A 25,756-nucleotide genomic window follows, 5' to 3' on the forward strand; every position below is an offset into this window, starting at 1 on the left:
TCAGCCTTCGTCGGTTTCGTCGAGCACCCAGGCCGGGCTGGCCGAGCGGGTATCGCGCGAGAAGGTCCAGATGTCGCGGCTTTCGACCGCATCGTCGAGCGATCCGGCAACAACCTGTCCTTCGGCATCGCGCGTCACCGCGGCAATGTCCGACACGAAGCGCAGGGTGATGCGCGCGGTGCGGCCGTCCATTTCCGCGCCTTCGACCTTGGTTTCCTCGATCCGGATGAGGCGGTTCTCAAGCGTTTCGCCTGCCGCTTCGCGCGCGTCGATCGCGCTGACGAAGCCTTCGTAGACATCGTCGTCGCACAGTTCGCGCAGTTCTTCGCGGTCGCCCTTCCAGAAGGCTTCCAGCACCATCTCGTAAGCGCTTCGTGCCCCTTCCAGGAAGGTCAGCAGTTCGAAGCCGCGGTCGGCCGCGGCGATTTCTCGCAGGCCTCGGTCGATCTGCGGCGGGAAGCCGGGATACTGGCGTTCGGCCAGCGCGCCCGTCTGCGCTTGCCCCTGCTGCTGCGAAGCGGGGCGCTGTTCGTCCTCCAGCTCGGCACGCTTGGGCTGTTCGAAGCGGGTCGGGATCGGCTGTTCATCGTGTTCCGCACGCTTCCCCAGCACCGAGTAGAGGCGCAGGCCGAGGAAGGCTGCGATCATGGCGAGGATGACGATTTCGGTCACGTGTTCGGTCCCGGTCCTTGAGCAATTTGTGCGCGGCGAAGGCGATAACGCGGCGCGATTAACAATCGTGCCCGAAATAGTGACGATTTACAAATGAACAACGTCTGTGGACCGCGATTGGCGCAAACGCCGCACCTTCGGGCGTCATGCGTTGCGGAGGGGCTCGCGCGGTGCTAGGCGCGCGGCCAACCAAGCCACAGCTATCACACGGAAAGAAATACCATGGCCGAAGAAGGCGACATCCTGGTCGATCTCGACAACGCTCAGGGCAATGCGGGCGCGAATGGCGCCGACAATCAGCCGAGCGCCGGTCTGATCTCGCAATATGTGAAGGATCTCTCGGTCGAGAACCCCAATGCGCCGCAGAGCCTGCAATGGGCAGATTCGCCGAAGCTGGACGTGCAGTTCAACATCGGCGCGCAGAAGATCAGCGACGAGATCCACGAAGTCGAACTGAAGATCGGCGTGACCAGCAAATGCGAAGGCGGCACCGCCTACATCGTCGAACTGGCCTATTGTGCGCTGATCGGGATGCGCAACCTGCCCGAAGATCAGGCCCACGCCTTCCTTTATGCCGAAGCCCCGCGCCTCGCATTCCCGTTCGCCCGCCGCGTCGTATGCGATGCCGTGCGTGACGCAGGCTACCCGCCGCTGATGCTCGACCCGATCGACTTCCAGGGCCTCTACATGCAGCAGCTCGCCCAGCGCCAGCCGCAGGGGGGCGGGGTACCGACCGGCTTCGAAGGCAACCCAGAAGGCAACGCCTGAGCCTTGCCTGAGCGCGGAACAGCCGCGTGAGCCTGCTCAAGAATGTCGGGACCATCGGCGGGCTGACGCTTGTCAGCCGCGTCGCCGGTCTTGCGCGCGAAATGATCTTCAGCCGCGTACTCGGCGCCAATGCGGTGACCGACGCGTGGTTCCAGGCCTTCATCCTGCCCAACGTCTTCCGCCGCCTGTTCGCGGAAGGCGCGTTTTCCGCCGCCTTCGTGCCGATGTTTTCGAAACGGTTGCACGGCGAGGGCGGGCTGGAGGACGCGCGCAGCTTCTCCGACGACGTGCTGAGCGTCTTCTTGCCCGTGCTGATCGTGGTCTGCGCCCTGATGATGCTGGCGATGCCGCTGATCATCACCCTGCTGGGCGATGCAGAGCGTGATCCGGCGAACTTCCCCATGGAAGTCGATTTCGCACGGATCATGTTCCCCTATATCCTGCTGGTAAGCATGGTGACGCTGTTCACCGGGATGCTCAATTCGGTCAGCCGGTTCGCGCCGGGGGCCAGCTTCCCCATACTCCTCAACCTCGTGCTGATCGGCGCGCTGCTGTTCGGCGACTACGCCATTGGCCACCTCGGCTGGACGGTCGAGGATGTCGGCTACAACCAGGCGTGGGCGGTGACCGTTGGCGGCCTAGTGCAGCTGGTGTGGGTCTATTACTGGCTGCGGGTAGAGGGGTTCCGCCCCCGCCTGCTGTGGCCGCGCATCACGCCTGAGGTGAAGCGCCTATCGATCATCGCCCTACCCGCGGCGATCGGCGGCGGGGCGTATCAGCTCAACACGCTGGTGCAGCTCTATTTCCTCAACCAGCTCGACAGCGGTTCGATCAGCTACATGAACTACGCCGACCGGCTGAACCAGCTGCCGCTCGGTATCATCGGGATCGCGCTGTCCACCGCGATCCTGCCGACCCTGTCGCGCTTCGTCGGGGCGAAGAACAAGGAAGGCACGGACCGCGTGCAATCCGACGCGATCGAGCTGTCGATGCTGCTGACGATCCCGGCTGCCGTGGCGCTGGCCGTCTGCGCGGTGCCGTTCATCACCATGATCTTCCAGGGCGGGCGCTTTTCGATCGAGCAGGCCGTGATGACAGGCAACGTGCTCGCCGCGCTGGTGATGGGCCTGCCCGCCTATGTGCTGGTCAAGGTGCTGGTGCCGAATTTCTACGCCCGGTCGGACACGCGCACGCCGGTGTGGGCCGCCTTCATCTCGCTGGCGGTATTCACCGTGCTGAACTTTGCCGTGGTGCGCGACTACGGCGTCGTCGGAATCGCCTTCGCCAGCGTCATCGGCGCGTGGATCAACGTGGCTTATCTCTACGTCGTGCTGGTGAAGCGCGGATATTACCGCGCGCCGCTGGCGCTGGTGGGTCGGATCGCGCGCCAGCTGGTCGCGGCGGCGGTCATGGGCCTGGCCTTGTGGTTCGCGCGCGACCTGCTTACCGGCTGGTATGCCGCCGGCATGTTCGCCCGTGCAGGCGCCCTGCTGGCGCTGGTGGCCTGTTCGGCCGCCGTCTACTTCGGTATCGCTTTCGCCATCGGGGCGATCGACCGGCAGCGGATCGCCACCCTGACCAAGAAGAGAGAGCCTTAAGTCCCCATGCGCGTCGTTTCCGGAATCCAGCCCACGGGCAACCTGCATCTCGGCAATTATCTCGGCGCGATCCGCAACTGGGTGCGGATGCAGGACGAGATGGACGCCCGCGCTCAAGCAGCGACCAGCGGTAGCGCAGAAGAAAACGCGCAGTGCCTGTTCTTCCTGGCCGATCTCCACGCGATATCCATGCCGCACGATCCGCGGCAACTCGCCTCCGCCACGCTGGAGATGACAGCGGCGCTGGTGGCCTGCGGGATCGACCCCAATCGCTCGGTTCTGTTCAACCAGGCACAGGTCCCGCAACACGCAGAGCTGCAATGGCTGCTCAACGGCACCGCGCGGATGGGCTGGCTGAACCGCATGACGCAGTGGAAGGACAAGGCGGGCAAGAACCGCGAAGGCGCCAGCGTCGCGCTGTTCACCTATCCCGTGCTTCAGGCGGCCGACGTGCTGCTGTATCAGGCGACCCACGTGCCGGTGGGCGAAGACCAGAAGCAGCATCTGGAACTGGCGCGCGACATCGCGCAGAAGTTCAACAATGATTTCGGTGCCGAGGATGCGCCGGTCTTCACCCTGCCCGACCCTTACATCCCGCCCGCCGCGGCGCGCATCATGTCGCTGCGTGACGGGTCCAGGAAAATGAGCAAGTCGGACCCTTCGGACATGAGTCGGATCGAACTGGTCGACGATGCCGATACGGTGATGAAGAAGATCAAGAAGGCCAAGACCGACCCAGAACCCCTGCCAAGCGAGGAAGCGGGCCTTGCCGACCGGCCCGAGGCGCTGAACCTCGTCACCATATACGCCGCGCTGACCGGCGGCACGGTGGAGGGGGCGCTGGCCGAATACGGCGGACAGGGCTTCGGCGCATTCAAGCCGGTGCTGGGCGAGGCGCTGGTCGAAACGCTCAACCCCATTTCGCAGCGTTTCCGCGAACTGGTGCACGATCGCGAGGAACTCGACGCGATTCTCGCCAAGGGCGCATCGGTCGCGCGGGACATGGCGCGGCCCACGCTGAACGCGGCGTACAGCGCGCTTGGGCTGGTCCACGGGCGGCGCTGAACTCAACATGCGTTAAGTCGCGCATTCAAAACCTGTTCAGCGTATCCTCGGTAGAGCACGGTTCAACGATGCGCGAAGTCGCGCGTCCGGCCTCCAACTATCCGCCCGGGCCGGTGCGTCGCCTTCGCATGACCTTCGGAGTTCGTCACATGCCAAATCCCAACAAGCTCGCCCGCGCGCTGAAGCTGGCATCGGTGCCCCTGGTACTGGCCAGCCTTTCGGCCTGCGCATCCGGTTTCAATGCCGACGTATCGCGTTTCGCAACCCAGCTTCCCGCGCCTTCGGGCCAGACCTTCGCCGTTGTGGCGGACGATCCGGCGCTGGCAGGCGGGCTGGAATTCTCGCAATACGCCGATCACGTCGAAGCGCAGATGGCTCGGCTCGGATACACCGAGGCCGCGCCGGAGAATGCAACTCTGCTGGTCCGCTTCGACTACGGCGTAGACAGCGGGCGGGAACGGGTCCGCAGCACCGGGTTCTACAACGACCCGTTCTACGATCCGTGGTTCCGTTACCGTTCCTTCTACGGTCCGTCGCGCTACTATCGCACCCGCAACGGCTACTACCGTTATCGTCCGACCAGCGCCTGGGGCTACGGCTTCTACGACCCGTGGTTCGGCGGCCCGGAAGTCAGCAGCTACACCGTCTATACGAGCGGCATCGACATGAAGATCGACCGCGCTTCGGACGGGCAGCGTTTGTTCGAAGGCAAGGCGCAGGCCATGTCGACCAGCAACCGCCTGCAGTATCTCGTGCCCAATCTCGTCGAGGCGATGTTCACCGATTTCCCCGGCAATTCGGGCGAAACGATGCGTATCTCGATCAAGCCGGAAGACATGGCGGCCCGGCGTACCGCGCGCTGACCGCAACCTGCAGCGCCACTCCGGCGCCCGCATCCAGAACACACAAGGGGCAGGTCGCAAGGCCTGCCCTTTTTGTCAGGTGCGACGGGCGATGCTTATCGACAGGGCAAGCGCCGCGACGAAAGCCGCGCCTTCCAGCATGGTCGCGGGCACATGGCCGATGGCGTGAATGGCGCGGTCCACATCGAGGTTCGAGCCGGGAAAGCGCGCTTCCAGCTCGCGCAGGCTGGTTCCCAACAACCGACCACCCGACAAGGCAATCAGCGCCCCGGCAAGCGAACCCGAAACAGCTCCGGCAAAGGCGGATCTCCAGCGGCCGGCAGAGAGCGCATGGCCGCCGGCCAGCCCGCTCGCCAATCCCAGGATCAGCCCCTCGAACACGCCCGTCGTCGGGCCGAGCACCGCGCCGGTCAGCGCCGCGATCCCGTCGCGTCCGAGTACGTGCCCGAGCGCACCGACCGCCAACCCGCCCATCGCGCCGCCGAGCGGCAATCGCCAGCCACCGCCCCGTTCCATTCCCAGCGCCATGCCAAGCCCCACGCCCGCACCCGCCAGCAGACCGAGCGCAGCGGCAAGCGCGATAAGCACCAGCACCGCACTGGCACCGCCGCTTGTCCCGGTCAGGCCATAGGCCAGTCCGGCCAACGCACCCGACACAACACCGCCCAAAGTCGCAGCCCCGGCGATGCGCCCGCCCCGGACGCGCGTCACGACGGGCGACGCGCCGCAAGTGACCGTCGCGACGAAGCGGTAGCCGTGCTTGGGAACGGTCGCGATGAATTGCGGCGCGACGGCATCGTCGCCCAGTGCGCGGCGCAAGGTACGGATGGCTTGGGTCAGCGCCTCGTCGGTTACCGGCACGCCGCGCCAGACATCGTCCATGAAGCGGTCCTTGCCCACCAGCTCCCCGGCGTTTGCCACCAGCAACACGAGCGCGTCGAAATACCGACTGCCGAGTTCGACCGGCGCGCCATCGCGCCGCAATTCGCGCTGCGTCGTATCGAGCGTGAAGCTGCCGAAGCGGTAGGGGCCGGGTGCCGTTTCCACCTCTCCGGCCTAGGCGAGCAGGCGACCGGGCGGAAGCTTTTCAGCGATTGCTCAGATATTCCTCATGCCGCTCAGACGGGTGCGGTGCGAAGGCACGGCGTTCCGGACGAAACGAAAGGCCATGACCATGACGATCACCACTCTCCGGCATTTCAGCGGCTGGCGTATCGCCGGTTGGGGTTCTGCCGCTGCGCTCCTTGCATTGCCTGCGATAGCCATGACGCTGGGTGCAGACGTCGACTGGAGCGCGGGCGATTTCCTGTTCGCAGCCATCATGCTGGGCCTGCTCGGCGCGATGATCGAATTCGCCGCGCGGCAGCGAGTCTTAAGCAGAAAGGCGGGGCTGGCGCTGTTCGGGCTCGCGAGCTTCTTCACTGTCTGGAGCAACGCCGCCGTGGGCATCATCGGTGACGAGGACTCGCCGGTAAACCCCGCGTTCTTTCTCGCCGTCATCGGTGCCGTGTCGCTTGGCGCGATGCTGCGCTTTCGGGCGAGGCCGATGGCCGTGATTTCAGCCGCGCTGTCGGTGCTGCAATTTGCAATCGGCATCGCGGCGACCCGCCTGATGCCCGGACACGCGGTCGAGTGGGGGCTCCTCGCCTTCTTTGCCGCGCTGTGGGTAATATCAGCGGCGCTGTTAGCGCGCCCCGGCCAATCTCAAGCGAACTAGAGCTTCTCGTGCCCGCCGGTCGAACCGAAGCCGCCGGTGCCGCGCGCTGTGGCGTCCAGCTCATCGACCTCGTCCCATGATCCTTGCGTCACCGGCGCCACGACCAGCTGGGCCACGCGGTCGCCGCGCATGACGTTGAAGTCGTCGCGGGAGTGGTTGATCAGGATGACCTTCAATTCGCCGCGATAATCGCTGTCGATCGTACCGGGGGTGTTAGGCACGGTGATGCCGTGCTTCAGCGCGAGGCCGCTGCGCGGTCGCACCTGAATTTCGTAGCCTGCGGGAATTGCGACCGATAGCCCGGTGGCGACCGCGTGCCGCTCCCCCGGCGGGATCGATACGTCTTCGGCGGAAACCACGTCCATTCCGGCAGCGCCCTGGGTGGCATAGGCGGGCAGGTCCAGTCCCTGCCCATGCGGCAGGCGCTTGACCTGGATAGCGATCCGCTCAGTCGTCGGCCGGGTTGTTGAGGGCATCGGCGATCTTCTCCACCAGCTTCATCGCCACGACTTCTTTCGGCATCTCGTCCCATGTTTCAACATCGCCGCTCTGAACGATGTGGACAGTGTTGGACGCGCCACCCATCACGCTGCCGCGTTCGCCGAAGCTGACGTCGTTGGCGACGATCCAGTCGGCACCCTTGCTGCGGCGCTTCTTGCGCGCGTTTTCGAGAACGTCGTTGGTCTCCGCGGCGAAGCCCACCAGCAGGCGCGGGCGCATCGTGCCGCTGGCGACCGTGGCGAGAATGTCGGGATTTTCCTCGAGGATGAGCGCGGGCGGGGCGGAGCCGCGCTTCTTGATTTTCTCCTCCGCCGTGTCGCGCAGGCGCCAGTCGGCCACCGCGGCGACCATCACCGCGGCATCGGCGGGCAGCGCTGACTTGACCGCCTGCGCCATTTCGAGCGCCGTTTCCACGTCGACGCGGTCGACCCCCGGCGGCGTGGCAAGATGCACCGGCCCTGCCACCAGCGTCACGCGGGCGCCCAGCGTTGCGGCGGCGGCGGCGATGGCAAAACCCTGCTTCCCGCTGGAGCGGTTGGCGATGTAGCGCACCGGATCGATCCGCTCATGCGTCGGCCCTGCGGTGACGAGCACGTGCTTGCCGAACAGCGGTCGGTGTTCCGGATCGATGTCGAAGGCGGGCTGACCTTCCAGCGGATCGTCGAGCGAGTAACCGCCGAGCACAGCAGCGGATTGCGGTGCGGCGGCATCGCCGTGCAGGGATACCGTGTGATTGATCGCCTGCGCATCGGTCGGCGGCGCGGCGCGCGCGGCACCCTTGCCAGCCAGTAGCGAGGCTCCGGCGGCGGCCACTTCGCCGCGCAGATCGGTGCGCGCGGCCCCGCCCTTGGAGGCGAGCAGGCCGGTCAGCGGCGCGGATTCGGGTTCGGGTTCGCCGGAAAGTTCCCCGGAGACATCTTCCTCGACCTGCGGTGCATCGTCGATTTCGGGTTCGGCGTAATAGGCCTCTTCGATTTCTTCCTGATTGCGGCGCCTGGTGCTGCGCGGGATGATCGAGGCCAGCAGGCCGGAGAGACCACCCTGACGCGGTGCAGGCTCCTCCGCTTGCTCGTAAGCCTCCTCTTCGACATCGGGTAGCAGGGCGTCGGATTCGTCCGCATCCTCCGGCTCGAGCGCTTCGAGATAGGCTTCGATCTCGCCCGCCCCGGCATCGCCCGGATCGAGCTGCAGCGCGTCGGCTATTTCCAGCCACGCCATTTCGGGTTCGGGCAGGCGGCCCGGTCCGAATTCGCCGCAGGCCATCGGGCCTTCGTCCGGCTCCATCACCCGCACGCCCGCGCGCCGCAGGAAGTCGACATTGCGCTGCGTGGTTTCGTGCTGCCACATCTTCACGTTCATGGCCGGCACGCACATCACCGGCTTGTCGGTCGCGAGCAGCAGCGTGGTGGCAAGATCGTCCGCCACGCCCGCCGCCATCTTCGCCATCAGATCTGCGGTCGCCGGGCAGACGACCACCAGATCGGCCTCGCGGCTGAGCTGGATGTGGCCCATCTCGGCCTCGTTCTTGAGATCCCACAGCGTCGTATAGACCGGGTTCTCGCTCAGCGCGGCCAGCGTCATCGGGGTGACGAACTGCTGCCCGCCATCGGTCAGCACGCAGGTCACCTCGCCGCCAGCCTTGCGGATCAGGCGCACGAGTTCGCACGACTTGTAAGCCGCGATTCCGCCGCCCACGACGAGCAGGATCCGTGGGTGAGACATGCTTTTGCCGAAGCCCTCCGCGGCCATTTGGTGCATTTTCCAGCCTAGCCTTGCTGTTCCCCTTATGCCAGTCTTGCAGCGGTTTGGTTAAGCAAAGCCGCGCAAGGCGTGGTAAATTTCGCGATAACGAAAGAGGGGAGCCACCGCTATGCGACTGTTTCTGCGGGCAAGTCTGTTCGTCTGGGGGCTGTTCTTCGGGCTGCTCGGGCTGAATTTCCTGGTCAATCCGGGCAGCGCGGCGGCGGGTTTCGGCCTGATGGCAGACGGTTCAACCGGCCTCGCCACCTTGCGCGCGGACATGACAGCCTTCTTCCTGGTCAGCGCAGTGGCCGCGATAACGGGTGCCTGGCGATATAATGGCGACATCCTGCTCGTCCCGGCCGCACTGTTCGGCGTTGCGTTCTTCGGACGGCTGGTGAGCATCTTCGGCGACGGGACGGGCGCTGACTTCTGGCAGCCGATGGCGGTGGAGGCGCTCTCGGTTGTGCTGATGCTGCTGGGCGCGAAGTTCCTTCCGCACCATCATTCGCTGGCGGAGGCGGAGGCAGGCTCCACCCTGAGCTAGGCCGTCAGGCGATCCAGCCGAGCAGCGTTCCGGCAAATACCGCAGCCCCGCCCGCCAGCGCGGCCGCGACATAGCCCGGCCAGCGCCGTTCCGGGTGAGCGCGACGTTCCCACAGAAGTTCGACTTCCGGCAGCGGCGGCGGCTCGGGCGCGCCACCCTTCGCCGGGAAGCTGTCTTCTATTCGGCGGACCAGTTCGGGTATCCGCAGCAGCGTCTCGGTATCGGTGCGGATACGATCGGCGAGCGCGGCTTCCGGCCCCAGTTCGTCGCGAATCCAGCCGCGCACGAATGGCGCGCTGGTATCCCACATGTTGATCTGCGGATTCAGCTGGGTCGCCACGCCTTCCACCATCACCATGGTCTTTTGCAGCAGCAGCAGGTGCGGCTGGGTCTGCATGTCGAAATCGCGGGTGATGGCGAACAGGCCGTCGAGCATCTGCCCGACCGAGAGCTCGCTCACCGGCTTGCCGCGCATGGGCTCTCCCACGGCGCGCAGCGCAGTCGCGAATTCGTCGACCGAATGATAGCTGGGCACATATTGCGCCTCGAAATGGATTTCCGCGACGCGGCGGTAATTGCCGGTGGTGAGGCCGTAGAGGATTTCCGCCAGCCATTGCCGGGCACGGCGGTCGATGCGGCCCATGATGCCGAAATCGATCGCGGCGATCGTTCCGTCGGAACGCACGAACAGATTGCCCTGGTGCATGTCCGCATGGAAGAAACCCGCGCTGATCGCCTGCGTCAGGAAAGCGAGCACCAGCCGGTTGGCGAGATCGGGAAGGTCGTGACCGGCGGCGCGCAGTTCGTCGACCTTGCTGATCTTGATCCCGTCGATCCATTCGACGGTCATCACGCGGCCATTGGTCCGGTCCCAGTCGATGGACGGGACGCAATAGCCCTCGAAGCCGTGCATGGCCTCGGCAAGTTCGCTGGCCGACGCGGCTTCGCGCCGCAGGTCGAGCTCGCGATTGGTCCAGCGCTTGAAATTGGCGATGGTCAGCGCGGGGCGCAGGCGCGCGGCTTCCCCGCCCATCGCCTCCAGATGCGCGGCGGCCCACTCGTAGGTCGAAAGATCCTGCGCAAAGCGTTCGCGGATGCCGGGGCGCAGCACCTTGATCGCGACGTCGCGGCCATCGGTGGTGACAGCACGGTGGACCTGCGCGATGCTGGCCGCACCGACCGGATGTTCGTCGACCGAGGAATAGAGCGCCTCGAGCGGCTGGTCGAAAGTCGCCTCGATCTGCGCGCGGATGGCGGCAAAGGGCACCGGCGGCAGGTCGTCCTGCAGACTGAGCAGGTTCTGTGCGGCGTCCTCTCCGACGAGGTCGGGCCTTGTCGCGAGCGTCTGGCCCAGCTTGATCGCCGCCGGACCGATGGCGCGGAAGGCGGCGGCATAGTCCGGCTCGCGCGGCTGCACCGTGCCGAAGCGCGCGATCCGCGCCAGCCGCTTCACCGGAGCCGGCGTGTTCGGATCACGTTCGATCCCCCGCAGCGCGCCGTGCCGTGCGAGGGTCCGGCCCCATTTCAGGAGCCGCAGGATATGCGTCGCCGGGCGAGTCACCCTATATTTTCCACCCGGAATGGATGGCGACCGCCCCGCCCAGGATCGGTTCGACCCTCGTGTTGGCGAAGCCCGCGTCGCGAATCATGCCTTCGAAGACTTCCATCTTCGGGAAGCGGCGGATCGATTCCGCGAGGTAGCGATAGCTGTCCTCGTCGCCCGCGATCATCTTGCCCATCTGCGGCATGATCCTGTGCGAATAGATGTCGTAGATCTCGCGAAAGCCGGGCCACTGGGTGCTGTTGAATTCCATGCAGTAGAACCGGCCGCCGCGCTTCAGCACACGGTGCGCCTCCGCCAGCGCCTTGTCGATGTGCGTGACGTTCCGGATACCGAAGACGATGGTGTAGGCATCGAACTGGCGGCTCGGATAGGTCAGCGCCTCCGCATTCTGGCACGACCAGGAAAGGCCGGTGATGCCGCGCTCCATCGCGCGCTCAATCCCCACGTCGAGCATGTCCTGGTTGATGTCCGCGACCGTCACTTCGGCGCCGCGTGCGGCCATGCGGAAGGCGATGTCGCCGGTGCCGCCCGCCATGTCGAGCACCGCTTCGCCCGGCTGCGGCTTCACGCGCTTGACGAAGCGGTCCTTCCACAGGCGGTGCATTCCGCCCGACATCGCATCGTTCATGACGTCGTACTTGGCTGCGACGCTGGAGAACACCGCGCCCACGCGGCGGGTCTTCTCTTCCGGATCGACGTCTTCGTAGCCGAAGGAAACCGTGTCGTTGGTGGCATCAGTCATGGCCAGCGCCTTAGAGTGAATTGCCCTGTCGGCAAAGGGTGTTGAAGTGGGGTCGGGGCTGGCGCCGCTTCCGGCGATCTGCCATTTGCCGCGCGCGACACCCTGTCACCCGCCGGAATACGAGAATGCCCGAACTTCCCGAAGTCGAAACCACCGTGCGCGGGCTGGCCCGCGTGCTCGATGGTGCACGGGTGGAAAGGATCACGCTGGCGCGCCCGGACCTCAGGCGTCCCTTCCCGCCCGATCTGGTCCAGGCGATGACGGGGGCGGTCATCACCGGCCTCTCGCGCCGGGCGAAATACGGCCTCATCCACACCGATCGCGGGCATACGCTGGTCTTTCATCTCGGCATGAGCGGTCGCTGGCGGATCGATCCGGAGGAACTGGGCGCGCACGACCATCTGGTGCTGGAAACGGCCGCGGCCCGCCTCGCGCTCAACGATCCGCGGCGCTTCGGCTCCGTCGACCTCGTCGATACCGAAGCGCTGGAAGCCTGGCCGCAGTTTGCCGCCATGGGTCCGGAGCCGCTTGGCGCGCTGCTTTCGCCCGAGTATCTGCGCGCCGCGCTCAAGGGGCGCAAACAGGCGATCAAGCTATGCCTGCTCGACCAGCGGATCGTTGCCGGGCTGGGCAATATCTACGTGTGCGAGGCGCTTTATCGGGCGCAGATTTCGCCGCGCCGCGCGGGTGGACGCGTGACAGGCCCGCAACTGCGCGCGCTGGTGCCCGCGATCCGCGAGGTGCTGGAGCAGTCCATCGCCGACGGCGGCTCGTCCCTGCGCGACTATGCTCGACCTGACGGGGAACTGGGCTATTTCGCGACGCGTTTCGATGTCTACGGGCGGGAGGGTGCCGATTGCCATCGCGACGATGGCGGCACGATCCGCCGCATCGTGCAGGGCGGGCGCAGCACGTGGTTCTGCCCCCGCTGCCAGAAATGACCGGAGAGGAAACCGAGCCCATGGGACTGCCGCGACTCTACAGCTACTGGCGCTCCACCGCCTCCTATCGCGTGCGCATCGCACTGCGGTTGAAAGGCATCGACTACGATTACGTGCCGGTAAACCTGCTCGACGCGGAGCAGCTGGGCGATGCGTTTCGCGCGGTCAATCCGCAGGCGCAAGTCCCCGTGCTGGAGATCGACGGCGCCCGGCTGCACCAGTCGATGGCGATCATCGATTATCTCGAAGCGACGCGCGCGCAGGTGCCGTTGCTGCCCGATGACCCGATTCGCGCCGCGCAGGCACGCGCTTTCGCCCTATCCATCGCGGCGGATATTCACCCGATCCAGAACCTGCGCGTGCTCAAATACGTGCGCGCCAATTACGGGCAGGACCAGGATGGCGTGAACGCCTGGGCGCGGCACTGGATCGCGCTCGGCTTTACAGCGCTGGAAGACATCGCGGGGCAGCGGACCAGCACGTACCTGTTCGGCGACGCGCCCGGTTATGCCGAGTGCTTTCTGGTTCCGCAGGAAGCCAACGCCGTGCGCTTCGGCGTCGACATGGGCGCGTTTCCGCAGCTTGCGAAGGTCATCGCTGACTGCCAGCAGCACCCTGCCTTCGTTGCCGCGCATCCCGACCGTCAGCCCGACGCCCCGCCAGCCTGAAGCGCGCACCCGCGCGCACATGGCATTTGCCTTGACGATTCGGCAGCCCGCCCTTATGTGGCGCGCTTTCCGGCGGGTTCGGCCCGCCTCCCGTACACGCAACACAAAGCTTTTCGCCGCCCACCGACGTGTGCGGCCCGACGGACAGGACGACAGGACAGTTATCTTATGGCCAACACGCCGCAAGCCAAGAAGCGCATTCGCCGCAACCAGCGCCGCGAAGACATCAACACCGCGCGCAAGAGCCGTATTCGCGGCTTCGTGAAGAAGGTCGAGCAGGCGATCGAAACCGGCGACCAGAAGGCTGCGCAGGACGCGCTTCGTGCCGCTCAGCCGGAAATGGCCCGTGGCGTCGCTCGCGGCGTGATGCACAAGAACACCGTCGCTCGCCGCATGTCGCGCTTGTCGAAGCGAATCGCCGCTCTCTGATTCGGCGCTTCGATTCGGCATCTTGATGGTGCCGATGCGGAACGAATTTCGAACATCGAACTATCGGGCCGGTGCTTTCAGCGCCGGCCTTTTTCGTGTCCGCATGATGTCCGCCGGTGGCCCGTAACGTGTGAGCGATGACGCATTGCACAAAGCTAGGGAAATCCACGATTCGCACCGTGAAACAGTGGTTTTCCATTAGCTAACAGCCACTTGAACGGAGGCCTGCGGGACTGCGGAGTGTCAAGCCGGATTATTTCAGTTTTTTTGCATCCGGCCACTTGCCTGCGACCCCCCAGACTTTCACAAAGCTCCTGCCCGCCGGGTCTTCCGGAATGGGTGTCTGAAAAATCGATAGCCTGAATTAGGGGTAGCGGTTCCGGGGGGTGCCGCGCCAGCGGCGCAGCTTTGCCTGCGCCCGGCCAACCCTGCCTCAGGCCGTTGCTCAGGATTGGGGCGGGACCAGAATGACGAATTCGGGAATGCACGGTCACAAGACTGTGCGCGCCGGTGTGGCGCAGGAGGAGAAGATCTTGGAAGAGCAGGAAGCCGTAGACCTGGCAGCAGACTGGGCCGACATCAGCCTGGGCTTGCGAAAGGATCTGGGGCACCAGCTCCACAGCCAGTGGATCAAGCCGATCCGCGTCGGGAGCGTCGCCAAGGATACCGGCACGCTCGATCTCTACCTGCCGACCGAATTCTCCGCCAACTGGGTCAACGATCGTTTCCACGACCGGCTGAGCCTGGCGTGGAAGATCGCCCGCAGCGAGATTCGCCACGTGCGGATCTCCGTTCATCCCGGTCGCCGGCAGATGGCCGACATCAAGCTGGGCGGCGACGGTATCGCCGCCAACGACGTGGGCGAGAGCGGCGTCATCGCGCTTGGTGGCGGCAGCATGGGTGCGCAGGGCTTCACCAGCTCCGTCGGGCTCGACGCCTCGCTGACCTTCGCCGCCTTCGTCACCGGCAGCACCAATATCCTCGCCTGCAATGCCGCGCAGCGTATGGCCGCGCCCGAGCCGCCGCAGTTCAGCCCGCTGTACCTCAAGGCCGGCACCGGCCAGGGAAAGACGCACCTGCTGCACGCGATCGGCCACGCCTTCCTCGCCGCCCATCCGCGGGCGCGCATCTTCTACTGTTCGGCCGAGCGCTTCATGGTCGAATTCGTCCAGGCGCTGCGCCAGAACGAGATGATCGAATTCAAGGCGCGGCTGCGCGGTTTCGACCTGCTGCTGGTGGACGACATCCAGTTCATCATCGGCAAGGCCAGCGCGCAGGAAGAACTGCTCTACACGATCGACGCGCTGCTGGCCGAGGGCAAGCGGCTGGTCTTCGCCGCCGACCGCGCGCCGCAGGCGCTCGACGGGGTCGAGCCGCGCCTGCTCAGCCGCCTGTCGATGGGCCTCGTCGCCGATATCACCTCCGCCGATATCGAGCTGCGCAAGTCGATCCTCGAATCGAAGCTTACCCGCTTCGCTCCGCTGGACGTGCCGGAAGACGTGATCGATTTCCTCGCCCGGACCATCACCCGCAACGTGCGGGAGCTGGTCGGCGGCCTCAACAAGCTGATCGCCTATGCCCAGCTGACGGGGCAGGAAGTCTCGCTCCAGTTGGCCGAGGAACAGCTGACCGACATCCTCTCGGCCAATCGCAAGCGCATCACCATCGACGAGATCCAGCGCACCGTGTGCCAGTTCTACCGCGTCGACCGCAGCGAGATGAGCTCCAAGCGCCGCGCGCGCGCTGTGGTTCGTCCGCGGCAGGTGGCGATGTACCTTTCCAAGGTGCTGACCCCGCGCAGCTACCCGGAAATCGGCCGCAAGTTCGGCGGACGCGATCACTCCACCGTGATCCACGCGGTGCGGCTGATCGAGGACCTGCGCAAGCGCGACGCCGACATGGACGGCGACGTGCGGAGCCTGCTGCGTCAGCTGGAGAGCTGAGAGGTTCCTGACCGAACCGATTCCCGGCGCAGCCCTGAGTCTCCCGCAGTTTCGACCTGACTTGCATGAGGCTCCCGCCTGCGCGGGGACACGGCTTGCGATCACTTCTCGACAAGACACCCACAGCTTCTAAACAGCCTGTCCATGGCTTTACCCCCCGACCGCCTTGACCGCTTCGCGCGCCACATCGTGCTGCCCGAGATCGGCGGAGCGGGGCAGGTGGCGCTGGCGGAGGCGCAGGTAACGCTGGTGGGCCTTGGCGGCATTGGCGCGCCGGTGCTGCAATATCTTGCCGGTGCGGGCGTCGGGCAAATCCGGCTGATCGACGATGGCGATGTCGAACTTTCCAATCTCCAGCGCCAGACCATCTATACCCAGCGCGACATCGGGCACGCCAAGGCCGTTGCCGCGCGGCGCTGGCTGGCGAACTTCGACAGCGCGATTGCAGTGGATGTGCGCGACGACCGGGTGAGCGGTGACAACGTCGCGGGTCTGCTCGAAGGTTCGCAGCTGGTACTCGACGGCACGGACAATTTTGCCACGCGCCTCGCCGTGTCGGACGCCTGCGTGGCGCTTGGTGTCCCTTTGCTCAGCGCAGCGGTGGGACGTTTCCAGGGGCAGGTCGGCGCCTTTGCCGGCCACCATGCCGACCAGCCCTGCTACCGCTGCTTCGTGGGCGACGCTTTCGATGCGGAGGATTGCGACACTTGTGCCGAGGACGGGATGCTCGGCGCCATGGCGGGCTGGGTCGGGACCTTCGCCGCCATGCAGGGACTGCGCGTGCTGCTGAGCGGCAGGGCGGCGCTGGGCGATCCGCAGTTCGGGAAACTGCACATACTCGATGGCATGAAACCGGCGATGCGCACGCTCGCCATCGCCAAGGACCCGGAATGTCGCGGTTGCGCTCAGCCGCCCCAGTCGGACAGCGCCTCGCCCTCGCAATAGGCGTAGCTTGCCGTGCCGTAAGCGTCGGTGCGCGTGAAGGCGCGCGGACCGTCGACGCGGATGGTCAGCGGCTCGGCGCGTTCTTCACGGCTGTAGGTATCGATGCACGTCTGCGTGCCAACGAATGTAGCGCCGTCGCGCGATGCGGGATCGAAGCGGCAATCCACCGAGTTGCGTCCGCCGAAACCCAACCCGTCGAACGTCGCGACCGAGGCATTGGCGAGGCTGTCGCACCCCGCCGCCGACCCGCGGGTGTACACGCCGGGCTTGAGCCCGAGGTCCGCAATTGTCGGTCCCCCAGTTTCCCCGCGCGCTTCGGCGGCAGCGGGCGGCGTGGCTGGCGCGGGCGAAGCCGTGGCCTGTGTCGCCTCCCCATCCGTCATCGCCGGGCCAGCCGCGTCGGGGTCGCTTCCGCATCCGGCAAGCGCCAGTGCAATGGTGGCCGCGAGATAAGGAATGACAGGCGTCTTCATCAGGCAGTCAAAACGCCCGCCCGGTGTCTCACGTTCCGGCTGACAGCACCTCTTCGACCCATGCGGGGACCAGTTCGCCTGCCGGCCCCTGCCTTGATTCGTCGAACCAGTGCGAGCCTTCGCTGCGCTCCAGGTTGAGTTCCAGCGTAGCGGCGCCAAGCTCGCTGGCATCGCGGACGAATCCTGCCGCGGGATAGACCGCGCCGCTGGTGCCGATGGAAACGAACAGGTCCGCCTGCCTCAATGCAGAGTAGATCCGATCCATCTGATAGGGCATCTCGCCGAACCAGACGACGTCGGGGCGCAGGGCGGTCGCCGCGCAGGCAGGGCAGGCCGGGCGGCCCAGCATGGGCGTGTCCCACGCACTTCGCGCCGCGCACGCCGTGCAGAGGGCACTCTTCAACTCGCCGTGCATATGCAGGACATTGCGCGCGCCACCGCGCTCGTGAAGGTCGTCGACATTCTGCGTGACGATCAGCAGTTCGCCATCGAACTCGCGCTCCAGCCGGGCGAGCGCATGGTGTGCGGGATTGGGCTCTGCCCGCGACAGCGCAGCGCGCCGCATGTCGTAGAAGCGCAGCACGAGGTCGGGGTCGCGCGCGAAGCCTTCGGGCGTGGCAACGTCCTCCACCCGGTGTTCTTCCCAAAGCCCGGCAGCGGCACGAAACGTGTCGATCCCGCTCTCGGCACTGATACCCGCCCCGGTCAGGACGACGATGTTGCGAATGGCTTTCATACCGCCCATGAAGCACGTCTTGCGAGGGAGTATCAATGGCACGCATCGGCATCATCGGCAGCGAAGGGCGCATGGGGCAAGCGATTGCCGCGCTGATCGACGGGTCGGAACATACACTGGCGGGCGGGATCGACCGGGGCGGAGATGTCGCCGCGCTCGCGCATCTGAGCGATGTGCTGATCGACTTTTCCCATCCCAGCGGTCTCGACGATAGTCTCGTTGCCGCGCGCGGGGCCGGTGTTCCGCTGCTGATCGGGACCACGGGGCTGAAGCGCGCACATCACGACGCCATCGACGCCGCGGCGGCGGAGATCGCCGTATTGCAGACCGGCAACACCTCGCTCGGGGTCACCTTGCTGGCCGCCCTGGTGCGCGATGCAGCGGCGCGACTGGGCGATGACTGGGACATCGAGATCGTCGAGATGCACCACCGCATGAAGGTCGACGCGCCCAGCGGCACGGCCATCCTGCTGGGCGAAGCGGCGGCAGACGGGCGCAAAGTCTCGCTCGACGACCATCGCGATTCAGACCGCGACGGCCAGACCGGGGCGCGCAAACCCGGCGACATCGGCTTCGCGGCTCTGCGCGGCGGCACGGTGGCGGGCGAACACAGCGTGATCTTCGCCGGAGAGGAAGAGCGCATCACCCTCTCCCACAGCGCCGAGAACCGCCGCATCTTCGCGCGCGGGGCCGTGCGTGCGGCCGAATGGCTCGTCGGCCGGGAGCCAGGTCGATACGGGATGCAGGACGTGCTCGGCCTTTGACGCGATGACCAAGGACCAGATTTTCGAGTTCTTCCGCCGCCTCGCGGAGGACAATCCGGAGCCGGAGACCGAGCTGCAATATGGCAATTGCTACCAGCTCGTCGTCGCGGTGGCATTGTCGGCACAGGCGACCGATGTGGGCGTCAACAAGGCGACACGCGCGCTCTTCGCCGAGGTCGAGACGCCGCAGCAAATGCTCGCGCTGGGCGAGGCTGGTCTGATCGAGCACATCAAGACGATCGGCCTGTTCAATTCCAAGGCGAAGAACGTCATCGCATTGAGCCGGCTGCTGGTCGACGAATACGGCGGCGAGGTTCCCGACACGCGCGACGATCTCGTCCGCCTGCCCGGCGTGGGGCGCAAGACCGCCAATGTCGTGCTCAATTGCTGGTTCGGGCAAGAGACGTTCGCCGTCGACACGCATATCTTCCGGGTCGGCAACCGCACGGGCCTGGCGAAGGGAAAGACGCCGGACCATGTCGAGGCCAAGCTGGAGAAACGCGTTCCCCAGCCCTTCCGCCTGGGCGCACATCACTGGCTGATCCTGCACGGCCGCTATGTCTGCAAGGCGCGGACGCCGGAGTGCTGGCGCTGCAAGGTGGTGGACCTGTGCAGTTACCGGAAGAAAGTGCTGGAACAGCCCAAGGGGCGCTAATCCGCTGGCGCGAGGAAATATGATCCCCGTCATGCGTTGATCCGGAAAGGAGCATAGACATGGCAGGCGGATGGACCCGCGACGGCGCAGTTCAGGATCAGATCGACGACACGGTGGCCGACGCCGTAAAGGCAGCGCGCCAGCGGATGCACGGCGGTGCGGGCGCGACCCATTGCGACGACTGCGGTGAGCCCATTCCGGAACGGCGGAGGCTGGCCCTGCCGTCCACCCGGACCTGCGTAAGCTGCCAGGCCGTTCGCGATGCCGGCACGCGGCATTCCGCGATCAACCGACGCGGCAGCAAGGACAGCCAGCTGCGCTGACGCGAAGGCGCGACCCTATACGTCGTCCGCCGAGATCATTTCCTCGCGATTGATTTCGCCCGTCATCACCGCCACCGTCGTCGCCACCGCGGCATCGCCCGTGACGTTGGTGGTGGTGCGCATCATGTCCATGATCCGGTCGACGCCGGCGACGAAGGCGATGGTTTCGAGCGGCACGCCGACCGTGCCGAAGACCAGCGCCATCATGATCAGGCCCGCGCCCGGAATGCCTGCTGCGCCGATCGCGCCCAGCGTCGCGGTGATGGCAATCATGCCGTAGTCCACCCAGCTGAGATCGACGCCGAAGATCTGCGCGCCGAACAGCGTTGCGAGGCCCAGATACATCGCCGTGCCGTTCATGTTGATCGTCGCGCCCAGCGCGATCACGAAGCTGGCAACCGAATTGCTGACGCCGAGGTTCCGCTCCGCACAGCGCAGGGTCACCGGCAGCGTCGCATTGGAGCTGGCGGTGGAATAGCTGACCGCGATTGCGTCCACGATACCGCGGAAGAAATCCATCACCGGCAGCTTGGCGAGAAACTTGATCATCGCCGAATACATCACCCCGATGATCAGCAGGCAGCCGAGGTAGTTGAGCGCGACCAGCGCCCCCAGCGCCTGCAGGGCCGACAAGCCAAGCGTGCCCGCCACCCATGCCATCAGCGCGAAGACGCCGAAGGGGGTCAGCTCCATCACGATCATGGTGACCTTCTGCATCACCACCGACCCGGCGTCGAAGATCCTGCCCAGCGGCTCGCTTTCCTTGCCAGCCATCAGGATGCCCACGCCGATCAGCAGGGCGAAGACGATTAGCGGCAGCACGTTGACGTCGGCCATGACCTGCACCGGGCTTTGCGGCACGACGCCGAGCACCATTTCGCGCCAGGTCGTCTCGTTGGGTTCGGGGACCGCGCCAAGCTCGATCGAGCCCCGATCGACCAGCAGGCCGGGCTTGATCAGCGTACCGAGCAACAGGCCGAGCCAGACAGCGATCTGCCCGGTCACCACGAACAGCAGCAACGCCCGCCCGCCGACTGCGCCCAGCTTTCGCAAGTCGCCGATCGCCGCCACGCCGGAGACGAGGCTGAAGAAGATCAGCGGCACCACCAGCATCTTGATGAAGGCGATGAAGACGTCGCCGATGATCTTGATGCTTTCCGCCCCCGGACCCCACACGAGGCCGACGACGATGCCCAGCACCAGCGCGGCGATCACGCGCTGCCACAGCGGAATGGCGAACCAGGTCTTCATGCTCGTGCGTCCCCTCCCAGCGCGGCCTTGGCGACGCGCGTGTAGATGCGGCTTAGCGTGGAAAGGTCGGCAATGGCCACAGCCTCGTCGGTCTTGTGCATGGTCGCGTTGCAGAGGCCGAATTCGATCACCGGGCACACGGCACGCAGGAAGCGCGCATCGGATGTGCCGCCGGTGGTCGATGCCTCGGGCAGGAAGCCCGTCTCCGCCTCCACCGCGTCGGCAATGATCTGCGAGAAATCGCCGGGCGGGGTCAGGAACGGTTCGCCGCTGATGATCGGGAGTGCGGTGCCGCCGTGCTTCCCGGCGATGCCCGCGACCATCTCCGACAACGAGGCACCCGAATGGCAATCGTTGAAGCGGATCGAGATCCGCGCCTTCGCCTTGCCGGGAATGACATTGTGCGCCGCATTGCCAACTTCGATATCGGTGATTTCGAGATTGCTCGGCTGAAACCAGTCGGTCCCTTCGTCCAGCACCAGCGCGTCGAGTTCGGCCAGCATCGCGACCAGCTTCGGGATCGGATTGTCGGCCAGATGCGGGTAGGCAACGTGTCCCTGGCTGCCTTCGACCTCCAGCCAGATATTGACCGAGCCGCGCCGCCCGATCTTCATCATGTCGCCGAGCCGGTTGACGCTGGTGGGCTCACCCACGAGGCACAGGTCGGGCGCGATGCCGTCATCCCGCATCCGGTCGATCAACGCGCGCGTGCCATGCAGCGCCGGGCCTTCTTCGTCCCCGGTGATGAGGAAACTGATCGTCCCCGCCTCTGCCGGAACATCGCGCACCGCGTTGACCATGCAGGCGATCGCGCCCTTCATGTCCACCGCGCCGCGTCCGTAGAGCAGTTCGCCACGCTCTTGCGGCGCGAAGGCGGCGCTGGTCCAGCCTTCGCCCGGCGGCACGACGTCGAGGTGACCGGCAAAGGCGAAGTGGCGCGAACCCGGCGGGCCATGACGGACGGCGAGCAGGTTTTCGACCGGCGCTTCGTCCGTACCCGCAGCGCCCTGTCCGCGTTTGAACCGCGTGACTGCGAAGCCCAGCGGCGCCAGCATTTCCTCCAGCGCATCGAACACCGCGCCGGTCGCGGGCGTCACGCTTTCGCACTCCATCAGCCGCTTGGCATAATCCAGAACATCGCTCATCAGCGCAGCGCTAGCAGGAGAGTGCGCCGATGCCCAAGCTCGATCTCGATTCGATCCCGCAGACCAATGCGACAGGCTACCCGCCGCCCCATGACGAGCCGGTGCAGGGCCGCTGGTACCGCCGCCTCGCGCCGGTCGCGGGGCTGACGAAGCTGGGCGCGAGCCACGTGGTTCTGAAGCCCGGAGCATGGTCCAGCCAGCGGCATTGGCACTCCGGGCAAGACGAATTGCTGGTGATGCTGTCGGGCGAAGCCGTGCTGGTCGAGGATAGCGGCGAATGCGTGGTGCGCCCCGGTGACGTGCTCGCATGGCCGGCGGGCGTGAAGAACGGCCACCACTTGCAGAACCGCGGCGAGACGGACTGCGTGTTCGTGGCCGTCAGCGGCGGCGCGGCATCTGAGGATTCGGGCACATATCCCGATATCGACATGACCTTCGCGCACGGCGGCTACTTCCGCCGTGACGGGTCACGCTACGATACGCAGCGGCCCGCCTAGGCAGCCACCTCGAACTGGGCGATGGTCCACTGCTCTTCCTCGGATGCAGCGATCCATGTCTGCATCCAGTCATGCTCCCATACCGCTTCCATGTAGGCCTGCGCGAAGCCGGGCACGCCGACGCGATACGTCAGGAAGCGGCTGACGATGGGGGCGTAGAAGATATCCGCCGCGCTGAAGGTGCCGAACAGGAACGGGCCGCCCTGTCCGTGGCGCGCGCGGGCCTCCGCCCACAGGCCGAGGATGCGCACGATGTCCTTGCGGCACTGTTCGGTGATTTCGTGGCCGTCGACCTGCCGCCGAATGTTCATCGGGCATTCGCGGCGCAGCGCGAGGTAGCTGGAGTGCATCTCGGCGACCATGGCGCGGGCCATGGCGCGAGGGGCGTCCTGCTTGGGCCAGAAACGGTCGCGCCCGACCTTGTCGGAAAGATATTCGAGAATGGCCAGGCTGTCCCACACGACGACATCGTCATCCCACAGCACGGGGACCTTGCCGGCAGAGGGCTGGAAATCACCTTCCTGCGCCTTGGCCTGTTCCCATTCCTCGCCCGAGATATTGACCGTCAATTCCTCGAACGACAGGCCCGATTGCTTCGCCGCCAGCCAGCCGCGCAGCGACCAGCTGGAATAATTCTTGTTGCCGATGATCAGCTTCATGTGATGTCCCGCAGTTAGACGCCATGCGCCTAGGCGTTCATGCAGAAGCTGTCGAGAATTAACGGGAGCGAAGCGCCTACAACTCGGCGTCGGCCAGAACCGCGGCGCGCAATTCGGCAATGCCCATGCCCTTCTCGCTGCTGGTCACGTGCAGCACGGGATAGGCCGCGGGGTGCTTCTTCGCTTCTTCCGCCACGGCGGCGCGGACGTCTTCAAGCGCGCTCGCCTTGATCTTGTCCGCCTTGGTCAGCACGATCCGGTATCCGACCGCCGCTTCGTCCAGCATGGTCAGCATGTCGCGGTCCACCGCCTTCAGTCCGTGGCGCGAATCGACCAGCACCAGCGTGCGGTTGAGCACGGCGCGTCCGCGCAGATAGGTCTTCACGAGCGACTTCCACCGCTCGACCACTTTCACCGGAGCCTTGGCAAAGCCGTAGCCGGGCATGTCGACCAGCCGGAACTGCGTCGGTTCGCCCACTTCGAAGAAGTTGAGCTCCTGCGTGCGACCCGGCGTCACGGACGTGCGCGCAATCGCCTTGCGCCCAGTCAGCGCGTTGAGCAGCGAAGACTTGCCGACGTTGGAGCGTCCGCAAAAGGCGATTTCCGGCACGCCCGGTTGCGGCAGGAACTTGAGGTCCGGCGCCGACAGCAGGAATTCGACCCGCCCCGAAAACAGCTTGGCCGCACGCTTTTCCAGCGCGGCCTGTTCTGCGGCGTCCGGCTCCACCACGTCAGCCCTCGACCGTGCGGGAAGCTTCGCGGGCCTTGGCCTTGGCCTTGTCCGCCTTCTCCTTCTCGGCCGCGGCGCGCAGGGCCGGGTCCTTCGAATAGAGATACTTCTGCTGCGCCATGGTCAGCACGTTGTTGGTGATCCAGTAGACCAGCAGGCCCGCGGCAAAGGGCGCCATCACGAACATCAGCATCCACGGCATGAGCGCGAAGACCTGCTTCTGCACCGGGTCCATCGGCGTCGGGTTGAGGCGGAACTGCAGCCACATGGTGAAGCCGAGAATCACCGCCAGTACGCCGACAGCAAGGAAGCTGGGCGGCTGGAACGGCAGCAGGCCGAACAGGTTGAGCACGGTCGCCGGATCGGGCGCGGACAGGTCCTTGATCCACAGCACGAAGGGCTGATGACGCATCTCGATCGAGAGCATCAGCACCTTGTAGAGCGCGAAGAAGATCGGGATCTGCAAAAGCGTCGGCAGGCAGCCCGCGAGCGGATTGACCTTTTCCGTCTTGTACAGCTCCATCATCTTCTGCTGCAGCTTCGGCTTGTCATCCTTGTAGCGTTCCTGCAGCGCCTTCACCTTGGGCTGGACGGCCCGCATGCCGGCGAAGCTCTTGAATTGCTTCTGCGCGATGGGGAACAGGATCGTGCGAATGATCAGCGTCAGCAGCATGATCGCGACGCCGAAATTGCCGACCAGTGCGAACAGCTGCTTGAGAAGCCACAGGATCGGCTTCTCGATGATTTCGAACCAGCCCCAGTCGATCGTGCGGCTGAAATTGGCGAGCCCGCTGTCCTCGTATGCGCTCAGGACGCTGCTTTCCTTGGCGCCGGTAAACAGACTGGTGGTGCGGGTGAACTTCTTTCCCGCGGGCACCGTCACGGTGTCGTAGATCAGGTCGGCCCGGTAGATGTCGTTGCCGAGGCTGCGGAAGTCGGCCTGCGCGCGCGAGCCGTCCTGCGGGATCAACGCCGACAGCCAGTAGGTGTCGGTGAAGCCTAGCCAGTCGGCGGTCCCTTCGGGCGAGACCTCCCGCGCTTCGGCCACATCATCGTAGTCATAGTCGAAATCGACCGCCCCGTCGAAAGCGCCGATCGGGCCGGAGTGCATGTTCCAGGTGCTCGGGCTGGCAGTGATCGAGGTGCGATTGAGGCTGGCGAAGGGCTGCAGGGCAATGGCGTTGGCGGAGGTGTTCGACACGCTCTGCTCCGCCGTGACGATATAGTTTTCGTCCATGGTGAAGACGGTCTGGAAGAGCTGGCCTGCACCATTGTTCCAGCTCAGCGTCACCGGGGTGGAAGGCGTCAGCCGCTCACCGGATACCTGCCAGGCCGCGTCCATCGGCGGCGTGCGGACTCCGTCCCCTACCCAGCCGAACTGGGCGAAATACTGCGCGGGCGTCCCGCTGGGGGAGAATAGCCGGACGGGGCCGGAATCCTTGTCGATCGACTGGCGGTGATCGGTCAGCGTGACGTCGTCGATGCGCGCGCCGACCGGATTGATCGAACCGGCCAGCTTCGGGCTTTCCAGCGCCACGCGGTCCGGCGCGGCGAGGTTGGTAGCCAGATCGCGTTCTTCCGCGGCGATGTCTTCCGGATCGAACAGTCCACTTTCGCGCGAACGGCGCGGGCGGGCCGCAGCTTCGCGCTCGGCCGCGGTCAACGGCGCGCCGTCAACCGTGGCGGCCGGGGCCTCTGCCACCACCGGCTCTTCCGGCTGCGGGTAGAAACGGTTCATCATGAGATCCCAACCGAGAATCAGCCCGAGGCTGAGCACGACGGCGATCAGGAGGTTGCGCTGGTTGTCCACTCGCGATCCT

Annotated in this window: 28 protein-coding genes; 15 read left to right on the plus strand and 13 right to left on the minus strand. The window is 65.7% G+C overall.

Annotation, left to right across the window (positions count from 1 at the left end):
* The gene (locus ACXYN8_RS12105; RefSeq protein ID WP_458889930.1) at positions 1-648 is read right to left on the minus strand and encodes a Tim44/TimA family putative adaptor protein; all 648 of its coding nucleotides are present in this window, start codon (positions 646-648) and stop codon (positions 1-3) included.
* Positions 649-894: 246 nt separating this feature from the next.
* On the opposite strand from ACXYN8_RS12105, the gene secB reads away from it, so the two are divergent.
* From secB to ACXYN8_RS12125, 4 genes are all read left to right on the plus strand, one after another.
* Positions 895-1,440, plus strand: coding sequence for a protein-export chaperone SecB (gene secB / locus ACXYN8_RS12110; protein WP_458889716.1), 546 nt, complete (start codon positions 895-897; stop codon positions 1,438-1,440).
* Between the two features lie 26 nt (positions 1,441-1,466).
* Positions 1,467-3,038 (plus strand): murein biosynthesis integral membrane protein MurJ, encoded by a 1,572-nt coding sequence (gene murJ / locus ACXYN8_RS12115; RefSeq protein ID WP_458889717.1) that lies wholly within the window; start codon positions 1,467-1,469, stop codon positions 3,036-3,038.
* Positions 3,039-3,044: 6 nt separating this feature from the next.
* A complete protein-coding gene (gene trpS / locus ACXYN8_RS12120; RefSeq protein WP_458889718.1) occupies positions 3,045-4,103 on the plus strand; it encodes a tryptophan--tRNA ligase in 1,059 nt (352 codons plus the stop codon).
* A gap of 149 nt (positions 4,104-4,252) precedes the next feature.
* A complete protein-coding gene (locus ACXYN8_RS12125; RefSeq protein ID WP_458889719.1) occupies positions 4,253-4,966 on the plus strand; it encodes a DUF4136 domain-containing protein in 714 nt (237 codons plus the stop codon).
* Positions 4,967-5,041: 75 nt separating this feature from the next.
* On the opposite strand, the gene ACXYN8_RS12130 is transcribed toward ACXYN8_RS12125, so the two are convergent.
* Complete coding sequence (locus tag ACXYN8_RS12130) at positions 5,042-6,013, minus strand: winged helix-turn-helix domain-containing protein (protein WP_458889720.1); 972 nt, start codon at positions 6,011-6,013, stop codon at positions 5,042-5,044.
* A 127-nt stretch (positions 6,014-6,140) separates the two neighbouring features.
* On the opposite strand from ACXYN8_RS12130, the gene ACXYN8_RS12135 reads away from it, so the two are divergent.
* Positions 6,141-6,683 (plus strand): hypothetical protein, encoded by a 543-nt coding sequence (locus tag ACXYN8_RS12135; RefSeq protein WP_458889721.1) that lies wholly within the window; start codon positions 6,141-6,143, stop codon positions 6,681-6,683.
* Here ACXYN8_RS12135 and dut read toward each other — a convergent pair.
* Both dut and ACXYN8_RS12145 read right to left on the minus strand, forming a co-directional pair.
* Complete coding sequence (dut, locus tag ACXYN8_RS12140) at positions 6,680-7,159, minus strand: dUTP diphosphatase (protein WP_458889722.1); 480 nt, start codon at positions 7,157-7,159, stop codon at positions 6,680-6,682. The genes ACXYN8_RS12135 and dut overlap by 4 nt on opposite strands.
* A complete protein-coding gene (locus ACXYN8_RS12145; RefSeq protein ID WP_458889723.1) occupies positions 7,131-8,906 on the minus strand; it encodes a bifunctional phosphopantothenoylcysteine decarboxylase/phosphopantothenate synthase in 1,776 nt (591 codons plus the stop codon). The genes dut and ACXYN8_RS12145 overlap by 29 nt, the downstream gene beginning before the upstream one ends.
* A gap of 148 nt (positions 8,907-9,054) precedes the next feature.
* Here ACXYN8_RS12145 and ACXYN8_RS12150 point away from each other — a divergent pair, with 148 nt between their 5' ends.
* Complete coding sequence (locus ACXYN8_RS12150; protein WP_458889724.1) at positions 9,055-9,471, plus strand: hypothetical protein; 417 nt, start codon at positions 9,055-9,057, stop codon at positions 9,469-9,471.
* 4 nt (positions 9,472-9,475) lie between these two features.
* Here ACXYN8_RS12150 and ubiB read toward each other — a convergent pair whose 3' ends face one another.
* Together ubiB and ACXYN8_RS12160 are read right to left on the minus strand one after the other, a co-directional pair.
* On the minus strand, positions 9,476-11,032 hold the full coding sequence (ubiB, locus tag ACXYN8_RS12155; protein ID WP_458889725.1) for a 2-polyprenylphenol 6-hydroxylase: 1,557 nt from the start codon (positions 11,030-11,032) through the stop codon (positions 9,476-9,478).
* A gap of 1 nt (position 11,033) precedes the next feature.
* Positions 11,034-11,777, minus strand: a complete 744-nt coding sequence (locus ACXYN8_RS12160; RefSeq protein WP_458889726.1) for a class I SAM-dependent methyltransferase — start codon at positions 11,775-11,777, stop codon at positions 11,034-11,036.
* A gap of 125 nt (positions 11,778-11,902) precedes the next feature.
* On the opposite strand from ACXYN8_RS12160, the gene mutM reads away from it, so the two are divergent.
* The 5 genes from mutM (at position 11,903) to ACXYN8_RS12185 (ending at position 16,703) form a co-directional block, all read left to right on the plus strand.
* Entirely contained in the window at positions 11,903-12,718 is an 816-nt protein-coding gene (gene mutM / locus ACXYN8_RS12165; RefSeq protein ID WP_458889727.1) for a bifunctional DNA-formamidopyrimidine glycosylase/DNA-(apurinic or apyrimidinic site) lyase, read from the plus strand.
* A 20-nt stretch (positions 12,719-12,738) separates the two neighbouring features.
* Positions 12,739-13,386: a maleylacetoacetate isomerase gene (gene maiA, locus ACXYN8_RS12170; protein WP_458889728.1), complete on the plus strand. Its 648-nt coding sequence runs from the start codon at positions 12,739-12,741 to the stop codon at positions 13,384-13,386.
* A 168-nt stretch (positions 13,387-13,554) separates the two neighbouring features.
* On the plus strand, positions 13,555-13,815 hold the full coding sequence (rpsT, locus tag ACXYN8_RS12175; protein WP_458889729.1) for a 30S ribosomal protein S20: 261 nt from the start codon (positions 13,555-13,557) through the stop codon (positions 13,813-13,815).
* 482 nt (positions 13,816-14,297) lie between these two features.
* Positions 14,298-15,758, plus strand: coding sequence for a chromosomal replication initiator protein DnaA (gene dnaA, locus ACXYN8_RS12180; protein WP_458889931.1), 1,461 nt, complete (start codon positions 14,298-14,300; stop codon positions 15,756-15,758).
* A 144-nt stretch (positions 15,759-15,902) separates the two neighbouring features.
* A complete protein-coding gene (locus ACXYN8_RS12185; RefSeq protein ID WP_458889730.1) occupies positions 15,903-16,703 on the plus strand; it encodes a HesA/MoeB/ThiF family protein in 801 nt (266 codons plus the stop codon).
* Here ACXYN8_RS12185 and ACXYN8_RS12190 read toward each other — a convergent pair.
* The gene (locus ACXYN8_RS12190) at positions 16,664-17,176 is read right to left on the minus strand and encodes a hypothetical protein (protein ID WP_458889731.1); all 513 of its coding nucleotides are present in this window, start codon (positions 17,174-17,176) and stop codon (positions 16,664-16,666) included. The genes ACXYN8_RS12185 and ACXYN8_RS12190 overlap by 40 nt on opposite strands.
* A 28-nt stretch (positions 17,177-17,204) precedes the next feature.
* The gene (locus ACXYN8_RS12195; protein ID WP_458889932.1) at positions 17,205-17,912 is read right to left on the minus strand and encodes an NAD-dependent deacylase; all 708 of its coding nucleotides are present in this window, start codon (positions 17,910-17,912) and stop codon (positions 17,205-17,207) included.
* A gap of 35 nt (positions 17,913-17,947) precedes the next feature.
* Here ACXYN8_RS12195 and dapB point away from each other — a divergent pair, with 35 nt between their 5' ends.
* The 3 genes from dapB to ACXYN8_RS12210 are packed head-to-tail and all read left to right on the plus strand — an operon-like array spanning position 17,948 to position 19,654.
* The gene (gene dapB, locus ACXYN8_RS12200) at positions 17,948-18,676 is read left to right on the plus strand and encodes a 4-hydroxy-tetrahydrodipicolinate reductase (RefSeq protein WP_458889732.1); all 729 of its coding nucleotides are present in this window, start codon (positions 17,948-17,950) and stop codon (positions 18,674-18,676) included.
* 4 nt (positions 18,677-18,680) lie between these two features.
* A complete protein-coding gene (nth, locus tag ACXYN8_RS12205) occupies positions 18,681-19,331 on the plus strand; it encodes an endonuclease III (RefSeq protein WP_458889733.1) in 651 nt (216 codons plus the stop codon).
* Between the two features lie 59 nt (positions 19,332-19,390).
* Positions 19,391-19,654, plus strand: a complete 264-nt coding sequence (locus ACXYN8_RS12210; protein WP_458889734.1) for a DksA/TraR family C4-type zinc finger protein — start codon at positions 19,391-19,393, stop codon at positions 19,652-19,654.
* A gap of 15 nt (positions 19,655-19,669) precedes the next feature.
* On the opposite strand, the gene ACXYN8_RS12215 is transcribed toward ACXYN8_RS12210, so the two are convergent.
* Both ACXYN8_RS12215 and dapE read right to left on the minus strand, forming a co-directional pair.
* Positions 19,670-20,905: a dicarboxylate/amino acid:cation symporter gene (locus ACXYN8_RS12215; protein ID WP_458889735.1), complete on the minus strand. Its 1,236-nt coding sequence runs from the start codon at positions 20,903-20,905 to the stop codon at positions 19,670-19,672.
* Positions 20,902-22,050 (minus strand): succinyl-diaminopimelate desuccinylase, encoded by a 1,149-nt coding sequence (gene dapE, locus ACXYN8_RS12220; protein ID WP_458889736.1) that lies wholly within the window; start codon positions 22,048-22,050, stop codon positions 20,902-20,904. Before dapE ends, ACXYN8_RS12215 begins: the two co-directional genes overlap by 4 nt.
* Positions 22,051-22,079: 29 nt before the next feature.
* Between dapE and ACXYN8_RS12225 the strand changes: the two genes are divergently transcribed.
* Positions 22,080-22,547, plus strand: a complete 468-nt coding sequence (locus ACXYN8_RS12225; protein ID WP_458889737.1) for a cupin domain-containing protein — start codon at positions 22,080-22,082, stop codon at positions 22,545-22,547.
* Here ACXYN8_RS12225 and ACXYN8_RS12230 read toward each other — a convergent pair.
* From ACXYN8_RS12230 to yidC, 3 genes are all read right to left on the minus strand, one after another.
* The gene (locus ACXYN8_RS12230) at positions 22,544-23,206 is read right to left on the minus strand and encodes a glutathione S-transferase family protein (protein WP_458889738.1); all 663 of its coding nucleotides are present in this window, start codon (positions 23,204-23,206) and stop codon (positions 22,544-22,546) included. The two genes, ACXYN8_RS12225 and ACXYN8_RS12230, sit on opposite strands and share 4 nt — an antisense overlap.
* A gap of 76 nt (positions 23,207-23,282) precedes the next feature.
* Complete coding sequence (yihA, locus tag ACXYN8_RS12235) at positions 23,283-23,936, minus strand: ribosome biogenesis GTP-binding protein YihA/YsxC (protein ID WP_458889739.1); 654 nt, start codon at positions 23,934-23,936, stop codon at positions 23,283-23,285.
* Position 23,937: 1 nt separating this feature from the next.
* A complete protein-coding gene (yidC, locus tag ACXYN8_RS12240) occupies positions 23,938-25,746 on the minus strand; it encodes a membrane protein insertase YidC (RefSeq protein ID WP_458889740.1) in 1,809 nt (602 codons plus the stop codon).
* Positions 25,747-25,756 lie beyond the last annotated feature (10 nt).

The organism is Altererythrobacter sp. CAU 1778 (assembly GCF_054482795.1).

Excerpts from the sequence above, each read along its gene's own strand:
- ACXYN8_RS12125 (WP_458889719.1), top strand. The coding sequence starts at position 4,253 with ATGCCAAATCCCAACAAGCTCGCCCGCGCGCTGAAGCTGGCATCGGTG.
- ACXYN8_RS12105 (WP_458889930.1), bottom strand. The coding sequence starts at position 648 with ATGATCGCAGCCTTCCTCGGCCTGCGCCTCTACTCGGTGCTGGGGAAG.
- dapB (WP_458889732.1), top strand. The coding sequence starts at position 17,948 with ATGGCACGCATCGGCATCATCGGCAGCGAAGGGCGCATGGGGCAAGCG.
- dnaA (WP_458889931.1), top strand. The coding sequence starts at position 14,298 with ATGCACGGTCACAAGACTGTGCGCGCCGGTGTGGCGCAGGAGGAGAAG.
- ACXYN8_RS12145 (WP_458889723.1), bottom strand. The coding sequence starts at position 8,906 with ATGTCTCACCCACGGATCCTGCTCGTCGTGGGCGGCGGAATCGCGGCT.
- trpS (WP_458889718.1), top strand. The coding sequence starts at position 3,045 with ATGCGCGTCGTTTCCGGAATCCAGCCCACGGGCAACCTGCATCTCGGC.
- ACXYN8_RS12195 (WP_458889932.1), bottom strand. The coding sequence starts at position 17,912 with ATGAAAGCCATTCGCAACATCGTCGTCCTGACCGGGGCGGGTATCAGT.
- ACXYN8_RS12230 (WP_458889738.1), bottom strand. The coding sequence starts at position 23,206 with ATGAAGCTGATCATCGGCAACAAGAATTATTCCAGCTGGTCGCTGCGC.
- ACXYN8_RS12160 (WP_458889726.1), bottom strand. The coding sequence starts at position 11,777 with ATGACTGATGCCACCAACGACACGGTTTCCTTCGGCTACGAAGACGTC.
- ACXYN8_RS12210 (WP_458889734.1), top strand. The coding sequence starts at position 19,391 with ATGGCAGGCGGATGGACCCGCGACGGCGCAGTTCAGGATCAGATCGAC.
- maiA (WP_458889728.1), top strand. The coding sequence starts at position 12,739 with ATGGGACTGCCGCGACTCTACAGCTACTGGCGCTCCACCGCCTCCTAT.
- secB (WP_458889716.1), top strand. The coding sequence starts at position 895 with ATGGCCGAAGAAGGCGACATCCTGGTCGATCTCGACAACGCTCAGGGC.
- ACXYN8_RS12150 (WP_458889724.1), top strand. The coding sequence starts at position 9,055 with ATGCGACTGTTTCTGCGGGCAAGTCTGTTCGTCTGGGGGCTGTTCTTC.
- ACXYN8_RS12185 (WP_458889730.1), top strand. The coding sequence starts at position 15,903 with ATGGCTTTACCCCCCGACCGCCTTGACCGCTTCGCGCGCCACATCGTG.
- mutM (WP_458889727.1), top strand. The coding sequence starts at position 11,903 with ATGCCCGAACTTCCCGAAGTCGAAACCACCGTGCGCGGGCTGGCCCGC.
- dapE (WP_458889736.1), bottom strand. The coding sequence starts at position 22,050 with ATGAGCGATGTTCTGGATTATGCCAAGCGGCTGATGGAGTGCGAAAGC.
- rpsT (WP_458889729.1), top strand. The coding sequence starts at position 13,555 with ATGGCCAACACGCCGCAAGCCAAGAAGCGCATTCGCCGCAACCAGCGC.
- ACXYN8_RS12190 (WP_458889731.1), bottom strand. The coding sequence starts at position 17,176 with ATGAAGACGCCTGTCATTCCTTATCTCGCGGCCACCATTGCACTGGCG.
- nth (WP_458889733.1), top strand. The coding sequence starts at position 18,681 with ATGACCAAGGACCAGATTTTCGAGTTCTTCCGCCGCCTCGCGGAGGAC.
- ACXYN8_RS12135 (WP_458889721.1), top strand. The coding sequence starts at position 6,141 with ATGACGATCACCACTCTCCGGCATTTCAGCGGCTGGCGTATCGCCGGT.
- ACXYN8_RS12225 (WP_458889737.1), top strand. The coding sequence starts at position 22,080 with ATGCCCAAGCTCGATCTCGATTCGATCCCGCAGACCAATGCGACAGGC.
- dut (WP_458889722.1), bottom strand. The coding sequence starts at position 7,159 with ATGCCCTCAACAACCCGGCCGACGACTGAGCGGATCGCTATCCAGGTC.
- ACXYN8_RS12215 (WP_458889735.1), bottom strand. The coding sequence starts at position 20,905 with ATGAAGACCTGGTTCGCCATTCCGCTGTGGCAGCGCGTGATCGCCGCG.